Below are 21606 nucleotides of genomic sequence, written 5' to 3' on the forward strand. Positions count from 1 at the left end.
GCGGCCGGCCCAGCGCCGTCGCGACCGCAGACCGCAGTTCATCCGACCATCGTTCGGCCGGCCCCAGCGGCGTGGCCGACCAGTCGAAGCGACCGGACGACATCCCGCCGGGCTCTGATTCACTGTCGGGAAGTAACGATCGAGGATTCATGGATATCTACGCACCGATAGACATGGGACGCGACGGCCCAGGGCGGTATGACAGGGGAAGACATTTACCCAGACCTTGCAAGTCCGACCTCTGTAGAAACTGACACATTTTGGGACACTGCTCCCCCAGATATTTTCCGTTCCGGCCGGGACCGCCCGTCGCCACGGACGATGATGATCCATGACACCGTGACGGGCGAAAGATTTCCGCTGGCTGTCGAACTGCGCTAGGCGACCGTCATGGCGACCACGATCACCTGCGATGTCGCGATCATCGGTGCCGGCCTGGCGGGCGGGCTGATCGCGCTGGCCCTGCGCGCGCGGCATCCGGGCCTGACGATCCGGCTGGTCGATGCCGGGGCGGTGGTGGGCGGGCATCATCGCTGGTCGTTCTTCGGCAGCGACATCGCTCCCGACGATCTCTGGCTGGTGAAGCCGCTGGTGACGCAAAGCTGGCCCGACCATGCGGTTCGCTTTCCCGGCCATGCCCGCACGATCCCCGAGCCCTATTATTCGATCGAGAGCGAGCGGCTGGACACGGTGGTACGCGCCGCCCTGCCCGCCGATGCGCTGATGCTGGGGCGGTATGTCGCCGCCGTGTCCGCCACCACCGTCGAACTGGCGGACGGCGACCGGATCGAGGCGACCGGCGTGATCGACGCGCGCGGGCCGGGCGACCTGACCACGCTCGATCTGGGCTGGCAGAAGTTCGTCGGGCAGGAACTACGCCTGTCCGCCCCCCATCAGGCGCCGGTGCCGGCGATCATGGACGCCACGGTGGCGCAGATCGACGGCTATCGCTTCGTCTATTGCCTGCCGCTGGGCGCGACGCGGATGTTCGTCGAGGACACCTATTACAGCGACACGCCCGACCTCGACCGCGAGGTGCTGGCCGATCGCATCCATGCCTATGTCGCCGCCCGCGGCTGGCAGGTGGAGCAGACCGCCAGCGAGGAGCAGGGCGTGCTGCCGGTCGCGATGGGGGGCGATTTCGAGGCATATTGGCGGTCGACCGGGCCGGTGGCGAAGGCGGGGATGCGCGCCGGCCTGTTCCATCCCACCACCGGCTATTCGTTGCCCGATGCGGTGCGTACCGCGTCGACGATCGCCGCCCGCCGCGATTTCGGCGGCAACGCGCTTCACGATGCGACCCATGCCGCGGCGAAGGCGACATGGAACGACCGTGGTTTCTACCGGATGCTCGACACGATGCTGTTCAAGGCGGCCGACCCGGCGGAACGCTACCGGGTGCTGGAACGCTTCTATCGCCTCTCCCCGCGGCTGATCGGCCGCTTCTATGCTGGACAATCGACGATGACCGACAAGGCGCGGGTGCTGATAGGCAAGCCGCCGGTTCCCTTTCTCCGCGCGGTGCGGGCACTGGCAGGAGTTCAGGCATGAAGCGCGCGATCGTGATCGGCGCCGGGTTCGGCGGACTGGCGCTGGCGATCCGGCTGCAATCGGCGGGGATCGACACCACCATCGTCGAGGCGCGGGACAAGCCCGGTGGCCGCGCCTATTATTGGGAACGCGACGGCTTCACCTTCGATGCCGGTCCCACCGTCATCACCGACCCTGCCTGTCTGGAGGAACTCTGGGCGCTGACGGGGCGTGAGATGCGCGACGACATCGTGCTCGATCCGGTCCTCCCCTTCTATCGCCTCAACTGGGCGGACGGGACCAATTTCGACTATACCAACGACGACCAGTTGCTGCGGTCGGAGATCGAGAAACTGCATCCGGGCGACTGGGAAGGATATCAGAAGTTCCTCGCCTATTCCGCCGGGGTCTTTCACGAGGGATATGAAAAGCTCGGCCATGTCGCGTTCCTCGACTTCGCGTCGATGATCAAGGCGGCGCCCGCGCTGGCGAAATATCAGGCGTGGCGCTCGGTCTATTCGATCGTGTCGAGCTTCGTGAAGTCGGAGAAGCTGCGCGAGGCGCTGTCGTTCCACACGCTGCTGGTCGGCGGCAACCCGATGACCACCAGCGCGATCTATGCGCTGATCCACAAGCTGGAACGCGATGGCGGCGTCTGGTTCGCGCGCGGCGGCACCAACCGGTTGATCGCGGGCATGGTCACGCATTTCGAGCGGATCGGCGGCACCCTGCGACTGGGCGATCCCGTCGCGCAGATCGAGACGCTGGGCGACCGCGCCACCGGCGTGGTGACCGAAAGCGGCTGGCGTGGCGAGGCGGATGCGATCGCGGCGAACAGCGACATCATGCACACCTATCGCGACCTGCTGTCCACCTCGCGCTCTGCTAGGCGGACCACGACCCGGCTGGCGAAGAAGAGCTATTCGCCGTCGCTGTTCGTCGTGCATTTCGGGATCAAGGGCACCTGGCCGGGCATCCCGCACCACATGATCCTGTTCGGCCCGCGCTATAAGGGGCTGCTGGCCGACATCTACGATCATGGCGTGCTGTCGGAAGATTTCTCGCTCTACCTCCACCATCCGACCGTAACCGATCCGTCGCTGGCGCCGGAGGGACATTCGACCTTTTATGCGCTTGCCCCGGTGCCGCACATGGGCAAGTTCCCGGTCGACTGGGCCGAAATCGCGCCGATCCTCGAAAAGCGCATTCTCGACGAGGTCGGGCGCCGGCTGATCCCCGACATCCATGACCGGATCGTGACCAAGTTCAGCTATGCGCCCAACGATTTCGCGCAGGACCTGAACGCGCATCTGGGCAGCGCATTCAGCCTGGAACCGGTGCTGACGCAAAGCGCGTATTTCCGGGTCCATAATCGCGACGATGCCATTCCCAACCTGTATTTCGTGGGAGCGGGCACGCATCCGGGCGCAGGTATCCCCGGTGTCGTCGGCAGTGCCAAGGCGACCGCGCGACTGATGCTGGACGCACGCTGACGGGGCGGCGGATGCGGGATATAACGACGGGTATCGCGGCGGCGCTGCTCCTCGCGGGGTGTGGCACGACGCGGTACCGGCCGGTGAGCGACCTGCCGGTCAGGATCGGACCATCCTATACGGTACGCGGCATCACCTACACCCCCGCCGCACAACCCGGTTACGACATGGTCGGTCATGCCGGCTGGTACGGCAGCGAATCGGGTAACCGTACCGCCAACGGCGAACGGTTTCGCGCCAAGGGGATCAGCGCCGCCCATCCGACGCTGCCACTACCCAGCTATGTCGAGGTGACCGCGCTCGATACCGGACGGACGATCCTGTTACGGGTCAACGATCGTGGCCCCTTCGCGCGTGGCCGCATCATCGACCTGTCACGCGGCGCGGCACAGTTGCTGGGCGTACGGGTGCAGGGACATGCCGCAGTCCGCGTCCGCCGGGTCGATCCGTCGGAACGCGACCGCGGCCGTTTGCGGCAGGGAAAGCCTGCCACGGCCCGCCCCGATACCGCGCCGGCCACACTGGCGGCCTTGCGGGCGCGACTGGCAGCGGCATCGCGATAGGTGGTATCAGACCGGTAGCGTGGCCAGTACGTCGCGCACGGTGCGAAGCCCGTCGTCGCTGGCGATCGCGATGTCGAGCGGCCGTCCACCCAGATCGTCACGATGGGTGTTGAGGAAGGCCATCACCGCGTCGCGATCCTGAAAGACCGACCATGCCGCCCCGGCGATCACCCCCTGACGAGCGGCTTCCTCGCGCGGCATCGCCGGCTTGAAACGGCTGAACCGCTTGCCTGCCATCGGCTTGCCGGTGGCAGGTGCCACCGGGTCCGGCGCGACCGACTCAGATGCGTCGAGGGCGATCGGCGCTGACGATATGGAAGATGATGAAGACGTACCGAATTCCCCGGTCGGTAAGCGAGAGCGCATATCGTCCCCCAGCCGCCGGCGCCTACGATCAAGTTGCCGTCGATCCATGACATATAGGCCAAATCGGTCTGAATGTAACCCGGCACGACCTACCCGCGATCAGGGATCGCCGATAGGTCGTGCCGTCAAGCCGACAGGGGTAGCGCGATCCGACGATCAGAATTCGTTCCAGTCGTCCCCGGCCCCGACCAGTGCCGGAACCGGTGCGGTCGGCAGGGCGCGGACCGGCGACGTATAGCCGGTCGCCCGTGCCGGTGCTGCCGGGCGTCGGATATTGGCGGAACGCCCGACCTTGAACCGGCCGGCCTGATCGGCAAGCTGCCCGACCTCACCCGCCAGATTGCGCGCGGCGGCGGAGGTTTCCTCGACCATCGCGGCATTCTGCTGGGTGGACTGGTCCATCGTGCCGATCGCCACGGATATCTGCGTGATCGCCGCCGACTGCGCCTGGTTGTCCGCCGCCATCGACGCCAGCAGTTCGTGGACCTGCGTCACGTCGCCCGAGATGTTGGCAAGTGCGCCGTCGACCTTGGTCACCGCTTCGACCGCGGTGACGATATCGGTCTGCGTGACCGTCAGCTGGTCACGCGCGCGCTTGGCTTCTTCCTCGGCGCGCATCGCGAGAGCAGAGACAAGATCGGCGACGACCGCGAAGCCACGGCCGGCATCGCCTGCCCGGCCCGCTTCGACTGCGGCGTTCATCGCCAGCACCCGCGTCTGGAACGCGATCTTGTCGAGGCCCTCGATGACGCTGTCGATGCCCTTGGCGCTGTCGCTGACGCGACCCATCGCCTGCACCGCCTCGTCCGCCACCGCACGGCCGCCACCGACCGTGGCGATCGCCTGATCGGCGCGCTCCACCGTCCGCGTCGCGGCCACCGCCGACGCCCGCAGGCGGCCGTCCATCTGCGTCACCGACGCAGCCGTCTCCTCCAGCGAGGCGGCGTTGCTCTCGGTGCGGCGCGCGAGGTCTTCGGAGGCCTGCGCGATCTCGCCGGAACCGGTGCGGATCGCCGTCGCGCTTTCCGACACCGAGCCGATCAGGTCGCGCAGCTTGGCCAGCGCCTCGTTGAAGTTCGACTTCAGCGCCGCATAGGCCGGGGGGAAGTCCGCTTCGATCGAGACGGTCAGGTCACCCTTCGACAGGTCCGACAGCTGGGTCGACACCGTGTCGACCACCATCTTCTGCTCGGCATCGGTACGGGCCTGCGCCTGATCCGCCGCGGCTTTGGCGAGGCCGTTCTCGCGGAACACCTCCACCGCCTGCGCCATCGCGCCGATCTCGTCGCCGCGCCGTGTACCGGACACCTCTACCGTATAGTCGCCACGCGCCATCACCTTCATGGTATCGGTCAGCGCGCCGATCGGCCGGCCGATCGCCCGGGTCAGCAGAAAGCAGAGCGCGACGACGGCGAACAGCAGCAGCATCCCGCCGATCATCATCGCCCGCTTGCTGGCGGTGAAGGCGGCATCCTGCGTCAGTTTGGACGCGGCGAGCAACTCGATCTGCTTGGTGCGAAGGGTCCGCAACGGCTCCAGAACCGGGGCAAGCACCTGAATCTTTCTATTGGCGCGGATGATCGTCATCGCCTGCTCGTTGCGGCCTTCGCGCGCCATCGCCATCAGCCGCGTCGCCCATAGCGGCTGCCACGCGAGCAGTTTTTCGCGCGTGGCGTTCACCAGCGCGCGATCGGCCGGATCGACGATCACCGCGTTCAGCTTCGTCAGCGCCTCGGTCATCTGACCCTGGGTCTCGGTATAGACCCCCGCATAATAATCGTCGCTGGTGATGACATAGCCACGCACCTGCGCGTTCATCCGCTGGGCCGCCATTTCGAAGGCGACCGTCTGCGAATAGATTTCCTGTGCACGCGCCGACGCATCGGTTTCGCGCCGGACGCTGGACGACGTGCTCCACACCGCTGCCAGCATCGCCGCCACGATGGCCATGTTGATCGCGAACGCGGCGACCAGTTTTCGGGAGATGGACAGGGATGTGAACATTAAGCTTCCATTCGTTGGGAATAATCAGTCCGCACGGGCATGATCAATATTGGCTGTTGACGGAGATCGGCGCGGCCTGTTCGCTCATCCGCAGGGTGCCGCGCACGCCGTAAACGGTGCTGCGTGCGCCGGTCAGCCGCTGCGCCTCGGCAGCGATCGCGCCCATCAGGTCGTCGCACAGCCGCAACCGGCGATCGAGCAGGTTGGCGTTGATCGTCAGGCGTCGCATCAGCAGATCGATCAGCTCGCGCACCTTGTCCTGATCCTCGTGGGCGAGCGTCGCCAGCCAGTCGGGCTGCTCACGGGCAAGGCGGGCGCTCTCCGCCTCCACCTGCCCCGCCAGCCGTGCCTTGGCGGCGACGATGCCGGGCAGGTCGGGATGGTTGACCGGCATCGTCAGCCGGTCGTTTTCTTCGTCGACAAGCTTGGCGAGCGAGCCGATCGCGTCGACCAGATCAATCCACATGGCTGGCGCCTCCCTGTAACCGAACGATTTCCTGCATGACGATCGGGGCAAGGCCGATGCCGCCCCCCTTCGCGATCGTGGTGCCGAGCTGTTCGGCCAGCACACCGCGAAACATCTCCTCGCCGTGCCCGCCGCCGAAGGTGTCCGACACCTCGGCGGTATCCATCATCATCTTGGTGATCTGCCCGACGAACACCGCCTCGAACGCCTGCGCGGTTTCCGCGGCGGTCTTGCCCCTGGGGCGCGGTGGGGCGGCCGGGGCGGCGGCGGCGGTCGCCGGGGTGGGTGTGGCGGCGATGTCCATCATTGTACCTCGATCGCGGCCTGAAGCGCGCCTGCGCTCTTCACGGCCTGGAGAATGGTGATCAGGTCGCGGGGCGACACGCCCAGCGTGTTCAGCCCGCTGACCAGCGATTTCAGCGAGGCGCCGCCGCCGACGATCGCCAGCGACGCGCCGGCGCCATCGTCCACCGCGACGCGGGTGCGCGGCAGCACCACGGTCTGCCCGTCGGACAGCGGCGCGGGTTGCGAGGCAACCGGGTTTTCCGACACGCTGATCGTCAGCCCCCCCTGCGCGATCGCGACCGGGCTGATCCGCACGTCCGCGCTCATCACCACGGTGCCGGAGGCCTCGTTGATGACGATGCGGGCGGGCTGATCCACCTCGACGCTCAGATTCTCGATCTCGCCCATCAGGTCGACCACGTCGCCGCGGAACGCCCCCTTGGGCGCGATCTCGACCGTGCCGGGGTCCAGCACCGCCGCCGACCCGGCGAAGCGGGTGTTGATCGCCGCGGCGATGCTGCGCGCGGTGGCGAAATCAGGGTTCTTCAGCGCCAGTTTCAGGCTGGTCGACGAGCGGAGGGCGAACGGCACCTCGCGTTCGATGATCGCGCCGCCGGCGATCCGCGCGGAGGTGGAGACGCCGCGCGTGACGCTGGCCCCCGCCCCGCGCGCGGCGAAGCCGGCGATCGCCACCGGTCCCTGCGCCACCGCATAGATCTCGCCGTCCAGCGCTCGCAGGCTGGATACCAGCAGCGTGCCGCCCTGAAGGCTGGTCGAATCGCCGAGTGCCGATACCTGCACATCGATCGACGAGCCGCGCCGCGCGAACGCCGGCATCGTCGCGGTGACCGATACGGCGGCGACGTTCGCCGGCTTCATCTTGGCATCGCGGACGTTGACGCCCATCCGCTCCAGCATCGCCTGCAACGATTCCTCGGTGAAGGGCGAATTGTTGGTGCGGTCCCCCGTACCGGGCAGGCCGACGACCAGACCATAGCCGACCAGTTGGTTGGGGCGGACGTTCTCGACATCGACGATGTCCTTGACGCGGGTGGACGCCGCGCCCGGCGTCGCGGCGAACAACGCGGCCACGGCGACGATACACGCCCTGAGGGGAAGCCTATGCATGACCAGTCTTATAGGATAGGCTTCACCCCTATCGGCGGCAGGGGGGCAAAATGCGGATCGACAATGTCGCGGCCGTCCTGCGGCAGGCGCTCATCACCGCCATGGCGGCCAAGCCCACGGGCGGCTTCCGGGCGGAGGCGGAACCCGCTCACACCACCCCGCCCCCCGCGACCGTACCGATCGCGCCTCCCACCACCTCGGTCGCGATGCTGGTGGCGATGGCGGCGAACGACCCGGTGGTGGAACAGCGCCGCAAGCTGGCGGCGGAGGCCGATCGCGGCCTGTCGCTGCTGGAACGCCTGCACCGCGATCTGGCCACGGGCGAACCGACGCCCGAACGCCTGGAGGAAATGGCCGCCTGGGTCGAGGGCTTCACCCCGCCCGACGACCCCGCCCTCGGCCCGGTCGCCCGCGAGATCGAGCTACGCGTCCGCGTGGAACTGGCGAAACACGACCTGCGGGCGTGACCGCGCAGCTATCCTTTCATCCACCATCCAGCGGAACCGAGATCGCCCGACCGTCATAACGGATCGACCTGCCGGTTCCTTCGGCCAACCCGATGCCGTTACCGGCGGCGACCTGAACGATACGGAAGAGACGCGACGTCGGCATCCCCGGATAGCGTCCCCGCCGCGAGCCGATCGTCAACATGCCCGTGCTGTCGTTCAGCGTCAGTTCGATCGTGGCGCGCTCGCCCCGACGCCAGCCTTGGCCATCACCGGCGTCGTCGTAGAGGCTGAAGCGACCATCGGCACCGCGATAGACGCGCAGCTCGATCGGCAGGTCGACTGACTGCCGGGCATATTGCACCTGCTGGCCCAGCGGCAGGATCGTCCCCGCCGTGATATGCAGGGGAATCCTCCCGATCGGGGCGGCCACCGCCTGACGGGTGCCGCCCGCGCGACGCTCCCCGGTCCAGAAATCATACCATTCCGTTCCTTCGGGCAGATACACCTGCCGGGCCGTCGCGCCCTGCTCGACCACCGGGCTGACCATGATCGACCGGCCGAACATGTACTGGTCGCGCAAATCGCGCGCGCGTTCGTCGCGCGGGAAGACCATGCCCGCCGGATACATGAACGATGCTCCGCGATCGGTGACCTGCCATGACTGCGCATAGAAGAACGGCAGGAACCGGTAGCGCAGCGCCACCGCGTCGAGCAGCGGACCACGTGCCGCCGCCGGAAAGCTGTAGATTTCCTTCCCCTGGCCGGTGCCGTGAATACGGAACATCGGATTGAACACCGCGAACTGCAGCCAGCGGGTGAACAGTTCCTGATAGCTGGCATCCCCGGGACTGCCACCGAAGAACCCGCCGATGTCGGCCGACCAATAGGGGATGCCGCTCATGGAAAAGTTGACGCCCGCCGGAATCTGCGCGCGAAACACGTCCCATCGTCCGGCGACGTCGCCCGACCAGATGATCGCGGCGTTGCGCTGTTGCCCGGCCCAGGCGGAACGGGTCAGGATGATCGGGCGCTTGGCGGCATAATCCGCCGTCATCCCGTCATGGACGGCGGTGGTATGGAGCAGCGGATACGCGTTGTAGACGGCCGCCCCCGGCCCCGCCGCCGTCGTCACGTCGCGCATTTCGCCCCAGCGACCGCCCAGTTCCGCCTCGCTGCCATCGAGCCAGTAGCCGTCGAAACCCAACCGGCCGAGCCGTTCGGATACGTACCGCCAATATGAGGCCCGCGCCGGTGCGGAAAAGGCATCGTACCAGCGCCCCTCACCGGCCGGATAGACGTTCGGATAGACCTTGGGGTACAGCCCGCCCGCCGCTTCAAGCGCCGTCGTCGTATCCAGCCCCAGGTCGAACCGCGGCCAGATCGACACGATGCTGTGCAGGTTCTGCCGGTGCAGCGTATCGAGCATCCCCCTGGGATGGGGAAAGCGTGCCGGGTCCATCCGGTGGCTGCCCCACTCACCGGGCTTCCAATATTGCCAGTCCTGCACGATCGCATCGAGCGGGATGTTCATCGCGCGATACCGGGCCGCCACGCCGAGCAGTTCGCCTTGCGAGGCGTATCGCTCTTTCGACTGCCACAGGCCCCAGGTCCAGTGCGCCATCAACGGGGCCTGCCCCGTCAATCCGCGATAGGCGCCGATCACGTCGTCGACATCGGGACCGCCGAACAGGAAATAATCGATGCCGGTGCCCGCCTGCGACCGGAACACGATGCGGTCCGTCGCCTGCGGTATCGCGACGGCGACATCGGTCACCGCCGGGTTGTTCCAGAACAGTCCGTATCCCGCGCTCGATACCAGCACCGGCACGCCGACATCGGTGTTGGCCTGTTGCAGACGGACGGTGGTGCCGCGATAGTCGAGCGATCCCGCCTGATGCTGGCCCAAACCGTAGATCGCATGTCCGCCGCCAATCTCGAACCGCTGCTGCACCGCGCCGTCGGGATCGGCTACCTCGCCGAAGAGACGGGTACCCGGATCACCCTCCCCGATCAGCGGCTTGCCATCTGCCCCGATCAGGGCGACCCGGCCATCCGCCCTGGCCACCGCCACGCGCATTGCCGGCGTCGCAACGACGAAGCGATCGGCCTCCTGGGTCATCGTCCATGCCACCCGTGCCGGCGTGCCGATCACGGCGGGGCCATCACCGGTATCGGCCATGTCCTTTCTCGATACCCTGATCCTGATCGTGCGGTCGCCCCAGATCGTGACCCGCATCACGGCGCCGGGCAGGCGGAACCATATGCCGCTGGCGTCTTTCGCCTGCACGACGACGCCACCCGATCGAGGCTGCGTTGCCTTGGTTTCCCAGGGCGCTTGTACCGCCGCCGCGGACGGGACCGGCATAAGCCCCACCGCTGCGAGACCGATCCAGACTCGGTTCATTCATCGTCCCCCGTCGCGCAGATCGATAACGTCTGCCTGGGCGGCACGATATCTCGGATGGTCAGGTGAATGATAGGGTCAGATGTTCCGGACGATCGATCGTCCGGTGATGCCGTTTCCGCGTCGTGTGCGGCGGGGCTTCGCGTCCGGTCTACCGCGTCCCCGCCCGCCGCTTGCCGGCAAGCTTCATCACATAGCTGATGACCTCCGCCACGGCGGCATAATGATCGGGCGGGATTGGGCGGTCGATTTCGACCATCGGGTAGAGCGCACGGGCCAGCGGACGGTTCTCGACGACGGGCACGCCGGATTCGATCGCCAGATCGCGGATGCGCAGCGCGACCGCGTCCAGCCCCTTGGCCACCACCACCGGCGCGCCCATGCGGCCGTGATCGTATTTCAGGGCGATGGCGTAGTGGGTCGGGTTGACGATCACGACGCTGGCGTCGGGCACCTTGCTCATCATCCGCTGGCGCGCGCGCTGCATCCCGATCTGGCGGATCTTCGCCTTCACCTTGGGATTGCCGTCGCTTTCCTTGTGCTCGTCCTTCACCTCCTGCAGCGTCATGCGCATCTTCGCCAGCCAGCTGCGCCGCTGATAGATCATGTCCGCGCCCGCGATCGCCGCCACCGCGATCGCCACGGATTTGACGAGCATGACGACCAGATGCGCCGCCGCCGCCCCGACATCGCTGGGGGCCGCGCCCACCAGCGTATCGAGCGCGGTGGCGTGCGGCCACAGCACCCACACCGCCACGGCGGCGACGATCGAGAACTTGCCCACCGTCTTGGTCAGTTCGATCAGCGCCTTCACGCTGAACAGCCGCTTCATCCCCGATACCGGCGACAGCTTGCTCCATTTCGGCGCCACCCGCGACCACGAGATCAGCATCGGCCCCTGGATCGCGCCGCCCAGCAGCGCGCACGCGATCAATACCCCGAACAGCGGCGCGAAGATCGTCGCGAGTTGCTGGACGATCCCGGTGATGAGCTGCTGCGCGCCGTCGTCGCCGAACCGGAAATCCTCCGCCCGGCCCCATAGCCGCACCAGCATCGCCCCCAGCCGGGCGAAGGCATGGACCCCTACCCCGCCCAGCACCACCAGCATCCCCGCGAAGACGGTGACGTGCTTGACCTCGGCCGAACTCGGGACGTCGCCCTTCTTGCGCGCGTCCTCGATCCGTTTGGCGGTAGGATCGTGGGTCTTCTGGTCCTTGTCCGACATGGTTCAGCCCCAGACCGACTGGATCCAGCTCGCCATCGATCCGGCGAACGCGGTCATCATCGCGCCGGACAGGGTGGCGAACAGCGCCAGCCCGAAGACGAGGTTGAGCGGCTGGGCGACGAAGAACACCTGGATCGCGGGCGCCAGCCGCGCCGACAGGCCGAGCGCGGTGTTGAAGACGATGCCGTACACGATCATCGGCGCGGCAAGGCTGACCGCCAGCGCCAGCGAGCGGCCGGCGGTCGCGAGGATCAGCTGCGTGAAATCGCCGATCGCGGGCAGGCCGCCGACCGGAAAGGTGGTGTAGGACCGCACGATCGCCGCGATCCATAGATGATGGACCAGCAGCGCCATGCACATCACCGAGGCCGCGACGCTGAGGAACTTGGACAGCGCCGCCGCCTGCCCGCCCTGCTGCGCATCGGCGAGGAGGGCGGAGGTCATGCCGATCTGGAGCGAGATGATCGATCCCGCCGTCGCCATCGCCAGGAAGAAGATGCGCACCAGCATGCCCAGGCCCAGCCCGGTCAGCAGTTCGATCATCAGGATGCCGGGCAACGCCTGCACGTCGCGCGCCGCGGGCATCACCGCGGGGGACAGCAGCCCCCACAGCCCGATCGTCATCCCGAATGCGATCATCATGCGGATGCGCCCCGGAATCGCATCCTCGGAGAACACCGGCAGCACCATCAGCACCGCCCCCACCCGCGCGAACAGCAGCAGGAACGCGGTCGCCTCCACCGGCAGGGCATCGAGGACGGAAACGGGCGGCATGTCAGCGTCGACCTCAGCCGTTGACGATGTGGTCGGAGACGACGCGGGTGAAATCGGACAGCGCATGGCCGATCATCGGCAGGGTCAGCAGCATCACCACCCCCATCGCCACCAGTTTCGGCAGAAAGGTCAGCGTCTGTTCCTGCACCTGCGTCAGTGCCTGGAACAGGCTGATCGCCATGCCGACGACCAGGGCGGTCAGCAGCAGCGGCCCGCACACCGTCAGCACCACGACCAGCGTCGCCCGCGCGATCTCGATCGTCGATTCCGGCGACATCAGATCTGCATCCGCATGATGTCGGAATAGGCGGCCACCATCCGGTCGCGCACCGCGACCACCGTGTCGAGCGCGGTTTCGGCCGCCCCCATCGCGGTGACGACGTCGATCAGGTCGCCCTTGCCCGCCACCTGCTTGGCGCTGGCCGCCTCGGCCGCGCGCATTGAGGTGGCGGCATTGCCGACCATCGATTCGACCATGTTGCCGAACCCGCCCGCCGCGCCGGCGGCACCGGCGCCGCCCGACCCCGTCTTGCCGATATCGATCCCGGCCCCGCCGGTCTTGCCGACACCCAGTGCGCGGCCATAGGCGGCAGCGGCGTCCAATGCTCCGATAGACATGATGGTGGCTCCTTATTTCAGCAGGTCGATGGTACGCATTGTCAGCGACTTGGCCGCCTCGATCGCGTTGAGATTGGCTTCGTAGGATCGCTGCGCCGCCTTCATGTCGGCGGCCTCGACCATGGTGTTGACGTTGGGCTTCAGCACATATCCTTGCGCGTCCGCCGCCGGGCTGCCCGGCTGGTAGGCGCGCTGGAACGCGGTCTTGTCGCCGTCGATCGACTGCACCTTGACCGTCTCCGCCCCCGACGCGCGGTCGAGATCGGCGCGGAAGCTGGCGACGCGGCGGCGATAGGGTTGCCCCCCCGCGGCCGGTGCGGTGGAATCGGCATTGGCAAGGTTTTCCGCGATGATCCGCATCCGCAGCGACTGCGCCCGCAGGCCCGATGCCGACACCTTCACCGCCGTGGACAGGTCCATGTGAAATCTCCCGGACGCCCCGATCGGCGCCACCCTCCATTGATAGGCAAGTTTTTCCGCCCACGGTCGGGACCCGGCAATTCTTTCCTATGATGGAGACACACCAAGGAGCTTCCATGTCCGTTCTCGACGACATCACCATCGACCTGTCGGTCGTCCTGGGATCGACCCATGTTCCCATCCGCCAGATCCTGCGGATGGGGCGCGGCGCGATGATCCCGCTCGACTGCGGCCACGACGATCCGTCGCTGGTCTATGTGAACGGCAAGCTCGTCGCCAAGGGCAAGGTGCTGGTCAACGAGGACCAGATGTCGGTCGAGGTGACCGAGGTGGTACGCGGCCCGATGCAGGGGGGGCGTTGATGGAACTCGTATCGCTGATGCGGACGATGGGATCGCTCGCCATGGTGCTGGGCCTGCTGGGCGCCGCGCTGTGGATCGTGCGCCGGTACGACATCCAGCTGCCCGGCCGTGCCGCGCTGATCCCCGGCCGCTCGACCAAGCGGGTCGAACTGGTCGAACGCATCCAGCTCGACCAGAAGCGGTCGGTCGTGCTGATCCGCCGCGACGACCGCGAGCATCTGTTCGTCCTCCACCCCGATCGCGCCACCGTGCTGGAAAGCCGCATCCTGCGTTTCGAGGAGCAGGTCGCGATGAAGGAACTGGTGCTGTGCCCCTCGCTCGATGGGGAATGGTATAATGGTTGATACTCCCCATCAGAACCGGCGGTGGAAGCGGGCCTGCGGCATCGCCCTGACCGTCGCGCTGATCTGCGCGCCCACCGCCGCCTTCGCGCAGAGCGCCTCCGTCTCGTTCGGGGAGGGCACGCTGTCGGCCCGCGCGATCCAGCTCATCATGATGCTGACGGTCCTGAGCCTGGCGCCCGGCATCCTGATGACGGTCACCTCGTTCACGCGCATCGTCGTCGCGCTGTCGCTGCTGCGCACCGGGCTCGGCGCGCAGGGGGTGCCGCCCAACCCGGTCATCATCAGCCTGGCGCTGTTCCTGTCGCTGTTCGTGATGTCGCCGACCTTCGAGAAGGCGTGGAAGGAGGGCGTGCAGCCCTATACCGCCGGCAAGATCGTCGAGGCGCAGGCGTTCGAGCGCACCGCCGAACCGTTCCGCCAGTTCATGCTCAGCCAGGTGCGCGACGACGATCTCGGCCTGTTCAACCGGCTGGCCAACAAGCCGCCCGCGCCGCGCGCCGATACCGGCCTCGCCACGCTGATGCCCGCGTTCATGATCTCCGAACTGCGCCGGTCGTTCGAGATCGGTTTCCTGCTGCTGCTGCCGTTCCTCGTCATCGACCTGGCGGTCGCGGCGGTGCTGATGGCGATGGGCATGATGATGCTGCCGCCGCCGACGATCTCGCTGCCGTGCAAGATCATCTTCTTCGTGCTGGTCGACGGCTGGGCGCTGGTGGCGGGGTCGCTGGTCCGAAGTTTCGGCACCGGCGCCTGACCCCGCTTCACTAAAAAGTTGATTCCTGCGGGCCATCCTGTATTGGCACCCCCGCATCCGCCGGGCCAAAGCCCGTCACGGATTCCGTCCGAGACAGCAGGTGCCGTGGATTCGCCACGGCTTAATCCCCTGCCGAGACGGGGTAGAGATTCGCCTGCCGTATTCCATGCGGCCGGTCCCCCTTCCCCATCGCTGGACACACCGGAGGGCCTCCGCCCCCCGGCATAACCGGATGCGTCGCTTGCGGCGCGTCCAAACGTGGAGAATGGCATGGATCGTGCTCAAAAGGCCGCGGCCGTCGCCGAACTGAACCGTACCTTCAACGAGGTGGGCGTGGTGGTTGTCACCCGCAATCTCGGCATGACCGTCGCACAGTCGACGGTCCTGCGTAACAGGATGCGGGACGCCGGCGCGACCTACAAGGTCTCGAAGAACAAGCTTGCCAGGATCGCGCTCGACGGGACCGACTATGGATCGATCAGCGACATGCTGACCGGCCCGGTCGCTCTCGCCTCCTCGACCGACCCGGTCGCCGCAGCGAAGATTGCGGTCGAATTCGCGAAGACGAACGACAAGTTCGAAATCGTGGGCGGCGCGATGGGCTCGACGCCCCTCGACGTCGCGGGTGTGCAGGCGCTCGCAACGCTGCCGTCGCTGGACGAACTGCGTGCCAAGATCGTCGGCCTCATCGTGGCACCCGCCACGAAGATCGCCACGATCACGCAGGCTCCGGCAGCGCAGATCGCGCGCGTGCTGTCCGCCTATGCGGAGAAGGAGGCAGCGTAAGCTGCCCGAGCATTCCTGGTTTTACGACACATTGGGCGATGATCGCCCGCATGGAGAATACACATGGCCGACCTGAACGCGCTCGTTGAGAGCCTGAGCGAACTGACCGTCCTGGAAGCAGCCGAGCTGTCGAAGCTGCTTGAAGAGAAGTGGGGCGTTTCCGCCGCAGCAGCGGTTGCGGCACCGGCCGCCGGCGGCGGCGCCGCGGCACCGGCTGCCGAAGAGCAGACCGAGTTCGACGTGATCCTGACCGGCGACGGTGGCAAGAAGATCAACGTCATCAAGGAAGTCCGTGCGATCACCGCGCTCGGCCTGACCGAAGCCAAGGCGCTGGTCGAAGGCGCACCGAAGGCCGTCAAGGAAGGCGTGTCGAAGGACGAGGCCGCCAAGATCAAGGCGCAGCTGGAAGCAGCCGGCGCGACCGTCGAGGTCAAGTAAGCCGCAGGATCGGGGCCACGGCCCCGATCCGAGGCCGGCCGGCGGGCATCGCCCGTTCGACGCCATGGGGCTTGTTCCCATGACGGGCCAGCGACAAAGAGGGGCGGCTTCCGCGAGGAGGCCGCCCCTCTTTCGTTACGCGGCGTGGCAGCGCGAAAAGTCACACCCGGCAGGTTCGAAAAGTCACGAAAGTCCCACCAAACGCCCTGTCGCGCAGACCCGTACCGTCGCCGTACGGCCCGTGACAGGAGGTTGGATCAGCGATGAGAAAGAGCGATGACGGGGTTATGCCAAAGCGCAGCCCTGTAGGACAGCCGGACCCGGTTCGGGACAGGCGATGAAGCAACGCGACAATCCCTATTGGCAGCGACTGCGCAAGGACAAACGCTCCAATGCGGCGGCGCTGCTGGCGGCGCTGGCGGCACTGGTGGGAACCTTGACCGTCATCTCGCTGACGGTCGGCGGGACCCAATATCAATCACGGGCCAACCCGCTCTACTGGCTGCTGATGGTGCCGATGCTATGGTGGGTGACGGGGCTCACCTCGTTCGAGCCGCGCCATGTCCGCCTGTGGAAACCGGCGCTCGCGATCGCCTGCATCGCCAGTGCGGTTGTCGCGTTCGTCGCGATGCGGGCGGCAGGCACCTGGACGGCACAGACGGTGGCGTGCGCCGTGACCGTGCTGGCCGCCGCCGCCAGCCTGTTCCTCCATCGCGGCAGCCTGGTCCAGCGCGAGGGGCCGGCGCGCTGACTTGCCTACCGCATACTGGCCCTGCCCCGGTTTGACACGCTCCCCCACCACGCCTATATCGCCGTCTTCACCACAGCTTCCGGGAAATGACATGCCGTCGCGCAGCGTGTCGATCGAATGGGAAACTGCCGGTTTCAGGACGCCGATCAGCCGACGCAGGGTTTGCGATCGGCCTTTTCGCGTCCGGTTTTTGCGCCCGTAATTCTGGCTGACCCAATCTGGTAGGGGCACTATTCATGGCGACCAAGGCGATCGACGGCGGCACGGCCCGGCGCGACAACAGGGGCGGCACCGCCAAGCGGCGCATCCGCAAGGTATTCGGCAACATCCACGAAGTCGTGCAGATGCCGAACCTGATCGAGGTGCAGCGCGAAAGCTACGAGCAGTTCCTGCGCTCCGACAAGTCCACCGGCCACGTCTCCGGGCTGGAGAAGACGCTGCGGTCGGTATTCCCGATCCAGGATTTCGCCGGCACCGCCTATCTCGACTTCGACGATTACGTCCTCGAACCCCCCAAGTTCGACGTCGAGGAATGCCGCCAGCGGGGCATCACCTATGCCGCGCCGATGCGCGTCACGCTGCGCCTGACCGCGTTCGAGGTCGATCCGGATACCGAGGCCAAGTCGGTCATCGATATCAAGGAGCAGGACGTTTACATGGGCGACATGCCCCTGATGACGGAGAACGGCACCTTCTTCATCAACGGCACCGAGCGCGTGATCGTGTCGCAGATGCACCGGTCGCCGGGCGTGCTGTTCGACCATGACCGTGGCAAGACCCACGCATCGGGCAAGTATCTGTTCGCCGCGCGCGTCATTCCGTATCGCGGCTCGTGGCTCGATTTCGAGTTCGACGCCAAGGACATCGTCAATGTCCGCATCGACCGGAAGCGCAAGCTGCCCGTCACGGCGCTGCTGTACGCGCTGGGCATGACCAGCGAGGACATCCTCAACGAATTCTACAACCGCGTCACCTATGTGCGCGGTCAGGGCGGCTGGATCATCCCGTTCGCCGCCGAGAACTGGCGCGGCGTGAAGCCGCTGTTCGACATCGTCGACGCCTCGTCGGGCGAGGTGGTGTTCGCCGCGCAGCAGAAGATCAGCCCCCGCGCCGCCAACAAGGCGGCCAAGGACGGCCTGACCGAGCTGCTGATCCCGACCGAGGAAATCTACGGCCGCTATTCCGCCTATGACCTCATCAACGAGGCAACGGGCGAAATCTATGTCGAGGCGGGCGACGAGATCGGCGCCGACAACCTGGAGGCGCTGGACAAGGCCGGGATCGAGCGGATCGAACTGCTCGACATCGACCATGTCTCGACCGGCCCGTGGATCCGCAACACGCTGAAGGTCGACAAGGCCGAGGAGCGCGAGCAGGCGCTGTCCGACATCTACCGCGTGATGCGCCCCGGCGAGCCGCCGACGCTGGAAACCGCGGAGTCGCTGTTCAGCGGCCTGTTCTTCGATCCCGACCGGTACGACCTGTCGGCGGTCGGCCGCGTCAAGCTGAACATGCGTCTCGACCTCGATGCCGAGGACACCGTCACGACGCTGCGGACCGAGGATATCCTCGCCGTCGTCAAGACGCTGGTCGGCCTGAAGGACGGCAAGGGCGAGATCGACGACATCGACAATCTCGGCAACCGCCGCGTGCGCTCGGTGGGCGAGCTGCTGGAAAACCAGTACCGCGTCGGCCTGCTCCGCATGGAGCGCGCCGTGAAGGAGCGGATGTCGTCGGTGGACGTGTCCACCGTGATGCCGAACGACCTTATCAACGCCAAGCCGGCGGTCGCCGCGGTGCGTGAATTCTTCGGCTCGTCGCAGCTGTCGCAGTTCATGGACCAGACCAACCCGCTGTCCGAAGTGACGCACAAGCGTCGCGTGTCGGCGCTCGGGCCGGGCGGTCTGACGCGTGAGCGCGCGGGCTTCGAAGTCCGCGACGTTCACCCGACGCACTATGGCCGCATCTGCCCGATCGAAACGCCGGAAGGCCCGAACATCGGCCTCATCAACTCGCTGGCGTCGTTCAGCCGGGTGAACAAGTACGGCTTCATCGAGACGCCGTACCGCAAGGTCGTCGATCACAAGGTGACCAACGACGTCGTCTATCTGTCGGCGATGGAGGAGGCCAAGCACACGATCGCGCAGGCATCCGCCGAACTGACCGACGACAACGGCTTCGCCGAGGAACTGGTGTCGTCGCGTCAGGCGGGCGAGTTCCTGATGGCGCTGCCCGACAACGTCACGCTGATGGACGTCAGCCCGAAGCAGCTGGTGTCGGTCGCCGCGTCGTTGATCCCGTTCCTGGAAAACGATGACGCCAACCGCGCCCTGATGGGCTCGAACATGCAGCGTCAGGCGGTGCCGCTGGTCCGCGCCGAGGCGCCGTTCGTCGGCACCGGCATGGAAGAGACAGTGGCGCGCGATTCGGGCGCCGCGATCTCGGCGAAGCGCGCCGGCGTGGTCGACCAGGTCGACGCCGCCCGCATCGTGATCCGCGCCACCGGCGAGGTCGATTCGGCCAAGTCGGGCGTCGACATCTACACGCTGATGAAGTTCCAGCGCTCGAACCAGTCGACCTGCATCAACCAGCGTCCGCTGGTGAAGGTGGGCGACGTGGTGATGGCCGGCGACGTGATCGCCGACGGCCCGTCGACCGAGTTCGGCGAGCTGGCGCTGGGCCGCAACGCGCTCGTCGCGTTCATGCCCTGGAACGGCTACAACTACGAAGATTCGATCCTCATCTCCGAGCGGATCGTGAAGGACGACGTGTTTACGTCGATCCATATCGACGAGTTCGAGGTGATGGCCCGCGACACCAAGCTGGGGCCGGAGGACATCACCCGCGATATCCCCAACGTCGGCGAGGAAGCACTGCGCAACCTCGACGAGGCGGGCATCGTGTACATCGGCGCAGAGGTGGAGCCGGGCGATATCCTGGTCGGCAAGATCACGCCGAAGGGCGAAAGCCCGATGACGCCGGAGGAGAAGCTGCTCCGCGCCATCTTCGGTGAGAAGGCGTCGGACGTGCGCGACACCTCGCTGCGCCTGCCGCCGGGCGTTGCCGGCACGATCGTCGACGTGCGCGTCTTCAATCGCCACGGCATCGACAAGGACGAGCGCGCGATGGCGATCGAGCGCGAGGAGATCGAGCGCCTGAAGAAGGACTCGGACGACGAGCGCACGATCCTGAACCGTGCGACGTGGAGCCGCCTGCGCGAGATGCTGCTCGATCAGGTCGCGACCGCGGTGCCGAAGGGCCTGAAGAAGGGCTCGACCATCGACATGGACCTGCTCGACAGCGTCGAGCGCCATGACTGGTGGAAGTTCGCGGTGCAGGACGACAAGGTCCAGGGCGACCTGGAAGCCGTCAAGCAGCAGTATGACGAGGCGGCCAAGCGGATCACGGACAAGTTCCACGATCGCCGCGAGAAGCTGGAGCGGGGCGACGAGCTGCCGCCGGGCGTGCTGAAGATGGTCAAGGTGTTCGTCGCGGTGAAGCGCAAGCTGCAGCCGGGCGACAAGATGGCCGGCCGTCACGGCAACAAGGGCGTCATCAGCCGCATCCTGCCGCAGGAGGACATGCCGTTCCTCGCGGACGGGACGCCGGTCGATCTGGTGCTCAACCCGCTCGGCGTGCCGTCGCGGATGAACGTCGGCCAGATCTTCGAGACGCATCTCGGCTGGGCGGCGCGCAACCTGGGTATGCAGGTCGCGGCGCAGCTGGAGGACTGGCGCGAGGCCAATCCCGACGCCAAGCCGGGCGCGATGCCCGATGCGGTCCGCAACCGCCTGATCGAGGTGTATGGCGAGCATTATGCCGACGACATCGCCGCGCGCGAGCCGGAGGAAGTCGCCGAACTGGTGCATAACATCCGCACCGGCATCCCGATGGGCACGCCCGTGTTCGACGGCGCGGTCGAGGCCGACGTCACCGATATGCTGGCGCTGGCGGGGCTCGACTCGTCGGGGCAGTCGGAACTGTTCGACGGGCGCACCGGCGACATGTTCGACCGCAAGGTCACGGTGGGCATCATCTACATGCTGAAGCTCCACCACCTTGTCGACGACAAGATCCACGCCCGGTCGATCGGCCCCTACTCGCTCGTCACCCAGCAGCCGCTGGGCGGCAAGGCGCAGTTCGGCGGCCAGCGGTTCGGCGAGATGGAGGTCTGGGCGCTCCAGGCTTACGGCGCGGCGTACACGTTGCAGGAAATGCTGACGGTGAAGTCGGACGACGTGGTCGGCCGCACCAAGGTCTACGAGGCGATCGTCAAGGGCGACGACACGTTCGAGGCCGGCATTCCGGAGAGCTTCAACGTGCTCGTCAAGGAAATGCGCTCGCTCGGCCTGAACGTCGACCTGAAGACCAGCGAACCCGGCGTCGATTCCGACGGCATCGCCATCGCGGCGGCGTGACGGATCGAGGGAGCCCGGCCCCCGCGGC

22 protein-coding genes are annotated in these 21606 nt (G+C 66.7%); 11 read left to right on the plus strand and 11 right to left on the minus strand.

Annotated elements, in window-relative coordinates; translation table 11 throughout:
* Window positions 1-390: 390 nt before the first annotated feature.
* The 3 genes from crtY to IFT82_RS02665 are packed head-to-tail and all read left to right on the plus strand — an operon-like array spanning window position 391 to window position 3586.
* Window positions 391-1551 (plus strand): lycopene beta-cyclase CrtY, encoded by a 1161-nt coding sequence (gene crtY / locus IFT82_RS02655; protein WP_192124119.1) that lies wholly within the window; start codon window positions 391-393, stop codon window positions 1549-1551.
* Window positions 1548-3023: a phytoene desaturase gene (locus tag IFT82_RS02660; RefSeq protein ID WP_192124121.1), complete on the plus strand. Its 1476-nt coding sequence runs from the start codon at window positions 1548-1550 to the stop codon at window positions 3021-3023. Before crtY ends, IFT82_RS02660 begins: the two co-directional genes overlap by 4 nt.
* Window positions 3024-3034: 11 nt before the next feature.
* Entirely contained in the window at window positions 3035-3586 is a 552-nt protein-coding gene (locus IFT82_RS02665; RefSeq protein ID WP_192124123.1) for a septal ring lytic transglycosylase RlpA family protein, read from the plus strand.
* Window positions 3587-3592: 6 nt separating this feature from the next.
* Here the strand turns inward: IFT82_RS02665 and IFT82_RS21145 are convergent, their stop codons facing one another.
* The 5 genes from IFT82_RS21145 to IFT82_RS02690 all read right to left on the minus strand — a co-directional run bounded on the left by IFT82_RS21145 (window position 3593) and on the right by IFT82_RS02690 (window position 7835).
* The gene (locus IFT82_RS21145; protein WP_192124125.1) at window positions 3593-3847 is read right to left on the minus strand and encodes an antitoxin Xre/MbcA/ParS toxin-binding domain-containing protein; all 255 of its coding nucleotides are present in this window, start codon (window positions 3845-3847) and stop codon (window positions 3593-3595) included.
* 261 nt (window positions 3848-4108) lie between these two features.
* Window positions 4109-5956, minus strand: coding sequence for a methyl-accepting chemotaxis protein (locus IFT82_RS02675; protein WP_192124127.1), 1848 nt, complete (start codon window positions 5954-5956; stop codon window positions 4109-4111).
* A gap of 43 nt (window positions 5957-5999) precedes the next feature.
* Window positions 6000-6422 (minus strand): flagellar protein FlgN, encoded by a 423-nt coding sequence (locus IFT82_RS02680; protein WP_192124129.1) that lies wholly within the window; start codon window positions 6420-6422, stop codon window positions 6000-6002.
* Window positions 6412-6729: a rod-binding protein gene (locus IFT82_RS02685; RefSeq protein WP_244646377.1), complete on the minus strand. Its 318-nt coding sequence runs from the start codon at window positions 6727-6729 to the stop codon at window positions 6412-6414. The genes IFT82_RS02680 and IFT82_RS02685 overlap by 11 nt, the downstream gene beginning before the upstream one ends.
* Window positions 6726-7835, minus strand: coding sequence for a flagellar basal body P-ring protein FlgI (locus IFT82_RS02690; protein ID WP_192124130.1), 1110 nt, complete (start codon window positions 7833-7835; stop codon window positions 6726-6728). The genes IFT82_RS02685 and IFT82_RS02690 overlap by 4 nt, the downstream gene beginning before the upstream one ends.
* A 50-nt stretch (window positions 7836-7885) precedes the next feature.
* On the opposite strand from IFT82_RS02690, the gene IFT82_RS02695 reads away from it, so the two are divergent.
* Window positions 7886-8302, plus strand: coding sequence for a flagellar assembly protein FliX (locus tag IFT82_RS02695; RefSeq protein WP_192124132.1), 417 nt, complete (start codon window positions 7886-7888; stop codon window positions 8300-8302).
* Window positions 8303-8318: 16 nt separating this feature from the next.
* Here the strand turns inward: IFT82_RS02695 and IFT82_RS02700 are convergent, their stop codons facing one another.
* From IFT82_RS02700 to flgC, 6 genes are all read right to left on the minus strand, one after another.
* Window positions 8319-10649: a glycoside hydrolase family 31 protein gene (locus IFT82_RS02700; protein ID WP_244646379.1), complete on the minus strand. Its 2331-nt coding sequence runs from the start codon at window positions 10647-10649 to the stop codon at window positions 8319-8321.
* A 190-nt stretch (window positions 10650-10839) separates the two neighbouring features.
* Window positions 10840-11913, minus strand: coding sequence for a flagellar biosynthesis protein FlhB (gene flhB, locus IFT82_RS02705; RefSeq protein ID WP_192124135.1), 1074 nt, complete (start codon window positions 11911-11913; stop codon window positions 10840-10842).
* Between the two features lie 3 nt (window positions 11914-11916).
* Complete coding sequence (locus IFT82_RS02710) at window positions 11917-12687, minus strand: flagellar biosynthetic protein FliR (protein ID WP_192124137.1); 771 nt, start codon at window positions 12685-12687, stop codon at window positions 11917-11919.
* A gap of 13 nt (window positions 12688-12700) precedes the next feature.
* Window positions 12701-12964: a flagellar biosynthesis protein FliQ gene (gene fliQ / locus IFT82_RS02715; RefSeq protein WP_192124139.1), complete on the minus strand. Its 264-nt coding sequence runs from the start codon at window positions 12962-12964 to the stop codon at window positions 12701-12703.
* Window positions 12964-13305 (minus strand): flagellar hook-basal body complex protein FliE, encoded by a 342-nt coding sequence (locus IFT82_RS02720; RefSeq protein ID WP_192124140.1) that lies wholly within the window; start codon window positions 13303-13305, stop codon window positions 12964-12966. The genes fliQ and IFT82_RS02720 overlap by 1 nt, the downstream gene beginning before the upstream one ends.
* Before the next feature lie 12 nt (window positions 13306-13317).
* A complete protein-coding gene (flgC, locus tag IFT82_RS02725) occupies window positions 13318-13725 on the minus strand; it encodes a flagellar basal body rod protein FlgC (RefSeq protein ID WP_192124142.1) in 408 nt (135 codons plus the stop codon).
* 116 nt (window positions 13726-13841) lie between these two features.
* Between flgC and IFT82_RS02730 the strand changes: the two genes are divergently transcribed.
* The 7 genes from IFT82_RS02730 (at window position 13842) to rpoB (ending at window position 21578) form a co-directional block, all read left to right on the plus strand.
* Window positions 13842-14087, plus strand: a complete 246-nt coding sequence (locus IFT82_RS02730; protein WP_192124149.1) for a FliM/FliN family flagellar motor switch protein — start codon at window positions 13842-13844, stop codon at window positions 14085-14087.
* On the plus strand, window positions 14087-14431 hold the full coding sequence (locus tag IFT82_RS02735) for a flagellar biosynthetic protein FliO (protein WP_192124152.1): 345 nt from the start codon (window positions 14087-14089) through the stop codon (window positions 14429-14431). The genes IFT82_RS02730 and IFT82_RS02735 overlap by 1 nt, the downstream gene beginning before the upstream one ends.
* Window positions 14424-15185 carry a flagellar type III secretion system pore protein FliP gene (gene fliP, locus IFT82_RS02740; protein WP_192124155.1) on the plus strand — a complete coding sequence of 254 codons (762 nt, stop codon included), beginning with the start codon at window positions 14424-14426 and terminating at the stop codon, window positions 15183-15185. Before IFT82_RS02735 ends, fliP begins: the two co-directional genes overlap by 8 nt.
* A 270-nt stretch (window positions 15186-15455) precedes the next feature.
* Window positions 15456-15971 (plus strand): 50S ribosomal protein L10, encoded by a 516-nt coding sequence (rplJ, locus tag IFT82_RS02745; protein WP_192124157.1) that lies wholly within the window; start codon window positions 15456-15458, stop codon window positions 15969-15971.
* Between the two features lie 63 nt (window positions 15972-16034).
* Window positions 16035-16409, plus strand: coding sequence for a 50S ribosomal protein L7/L12 (rplL, locus tag IFT82_RS02750; RefSeq protein ID WP_192124159.1), 375 nt, complete (start codon window positions 16035-16037; stop codon window positions 16407-16409).
* Between the two features lie 337 nt (window positions 16410-16746).
* Entirely contained in the window at window positions 16747-17160 is a 414-nt protein-coding gene (locus tag IFT82_RS02755; protein WP_192124161.1) for a hypothetical protein, read from the plus strand.
* A 236-nt stretch (window positions 17161-17396) separates the two neighbouring features.
* A complete protein-coding gene (rpoB, locus tag IFT82_RS02760) occupies window positions 17397-21578 on the plus strand; it encodes a DNA-directed RNA polymerase subunit beta (RefSeq protein WP_192124163.1) in 4182 nt (1393 codons plus the stop codon).
* The last annotated feature ends 28 nt before the right edge of the window (window positions 21579-21606 follow it).

It is taken from the genome of Sphingomonas sp. CFBP 8760 (assembly GCF_014841615.1).
GTDB lineage: Bacteria > Pseudomonadota > Alphaproteobacteria > Sphingomonadales > Sphingomonadaceae > Sphingomonas.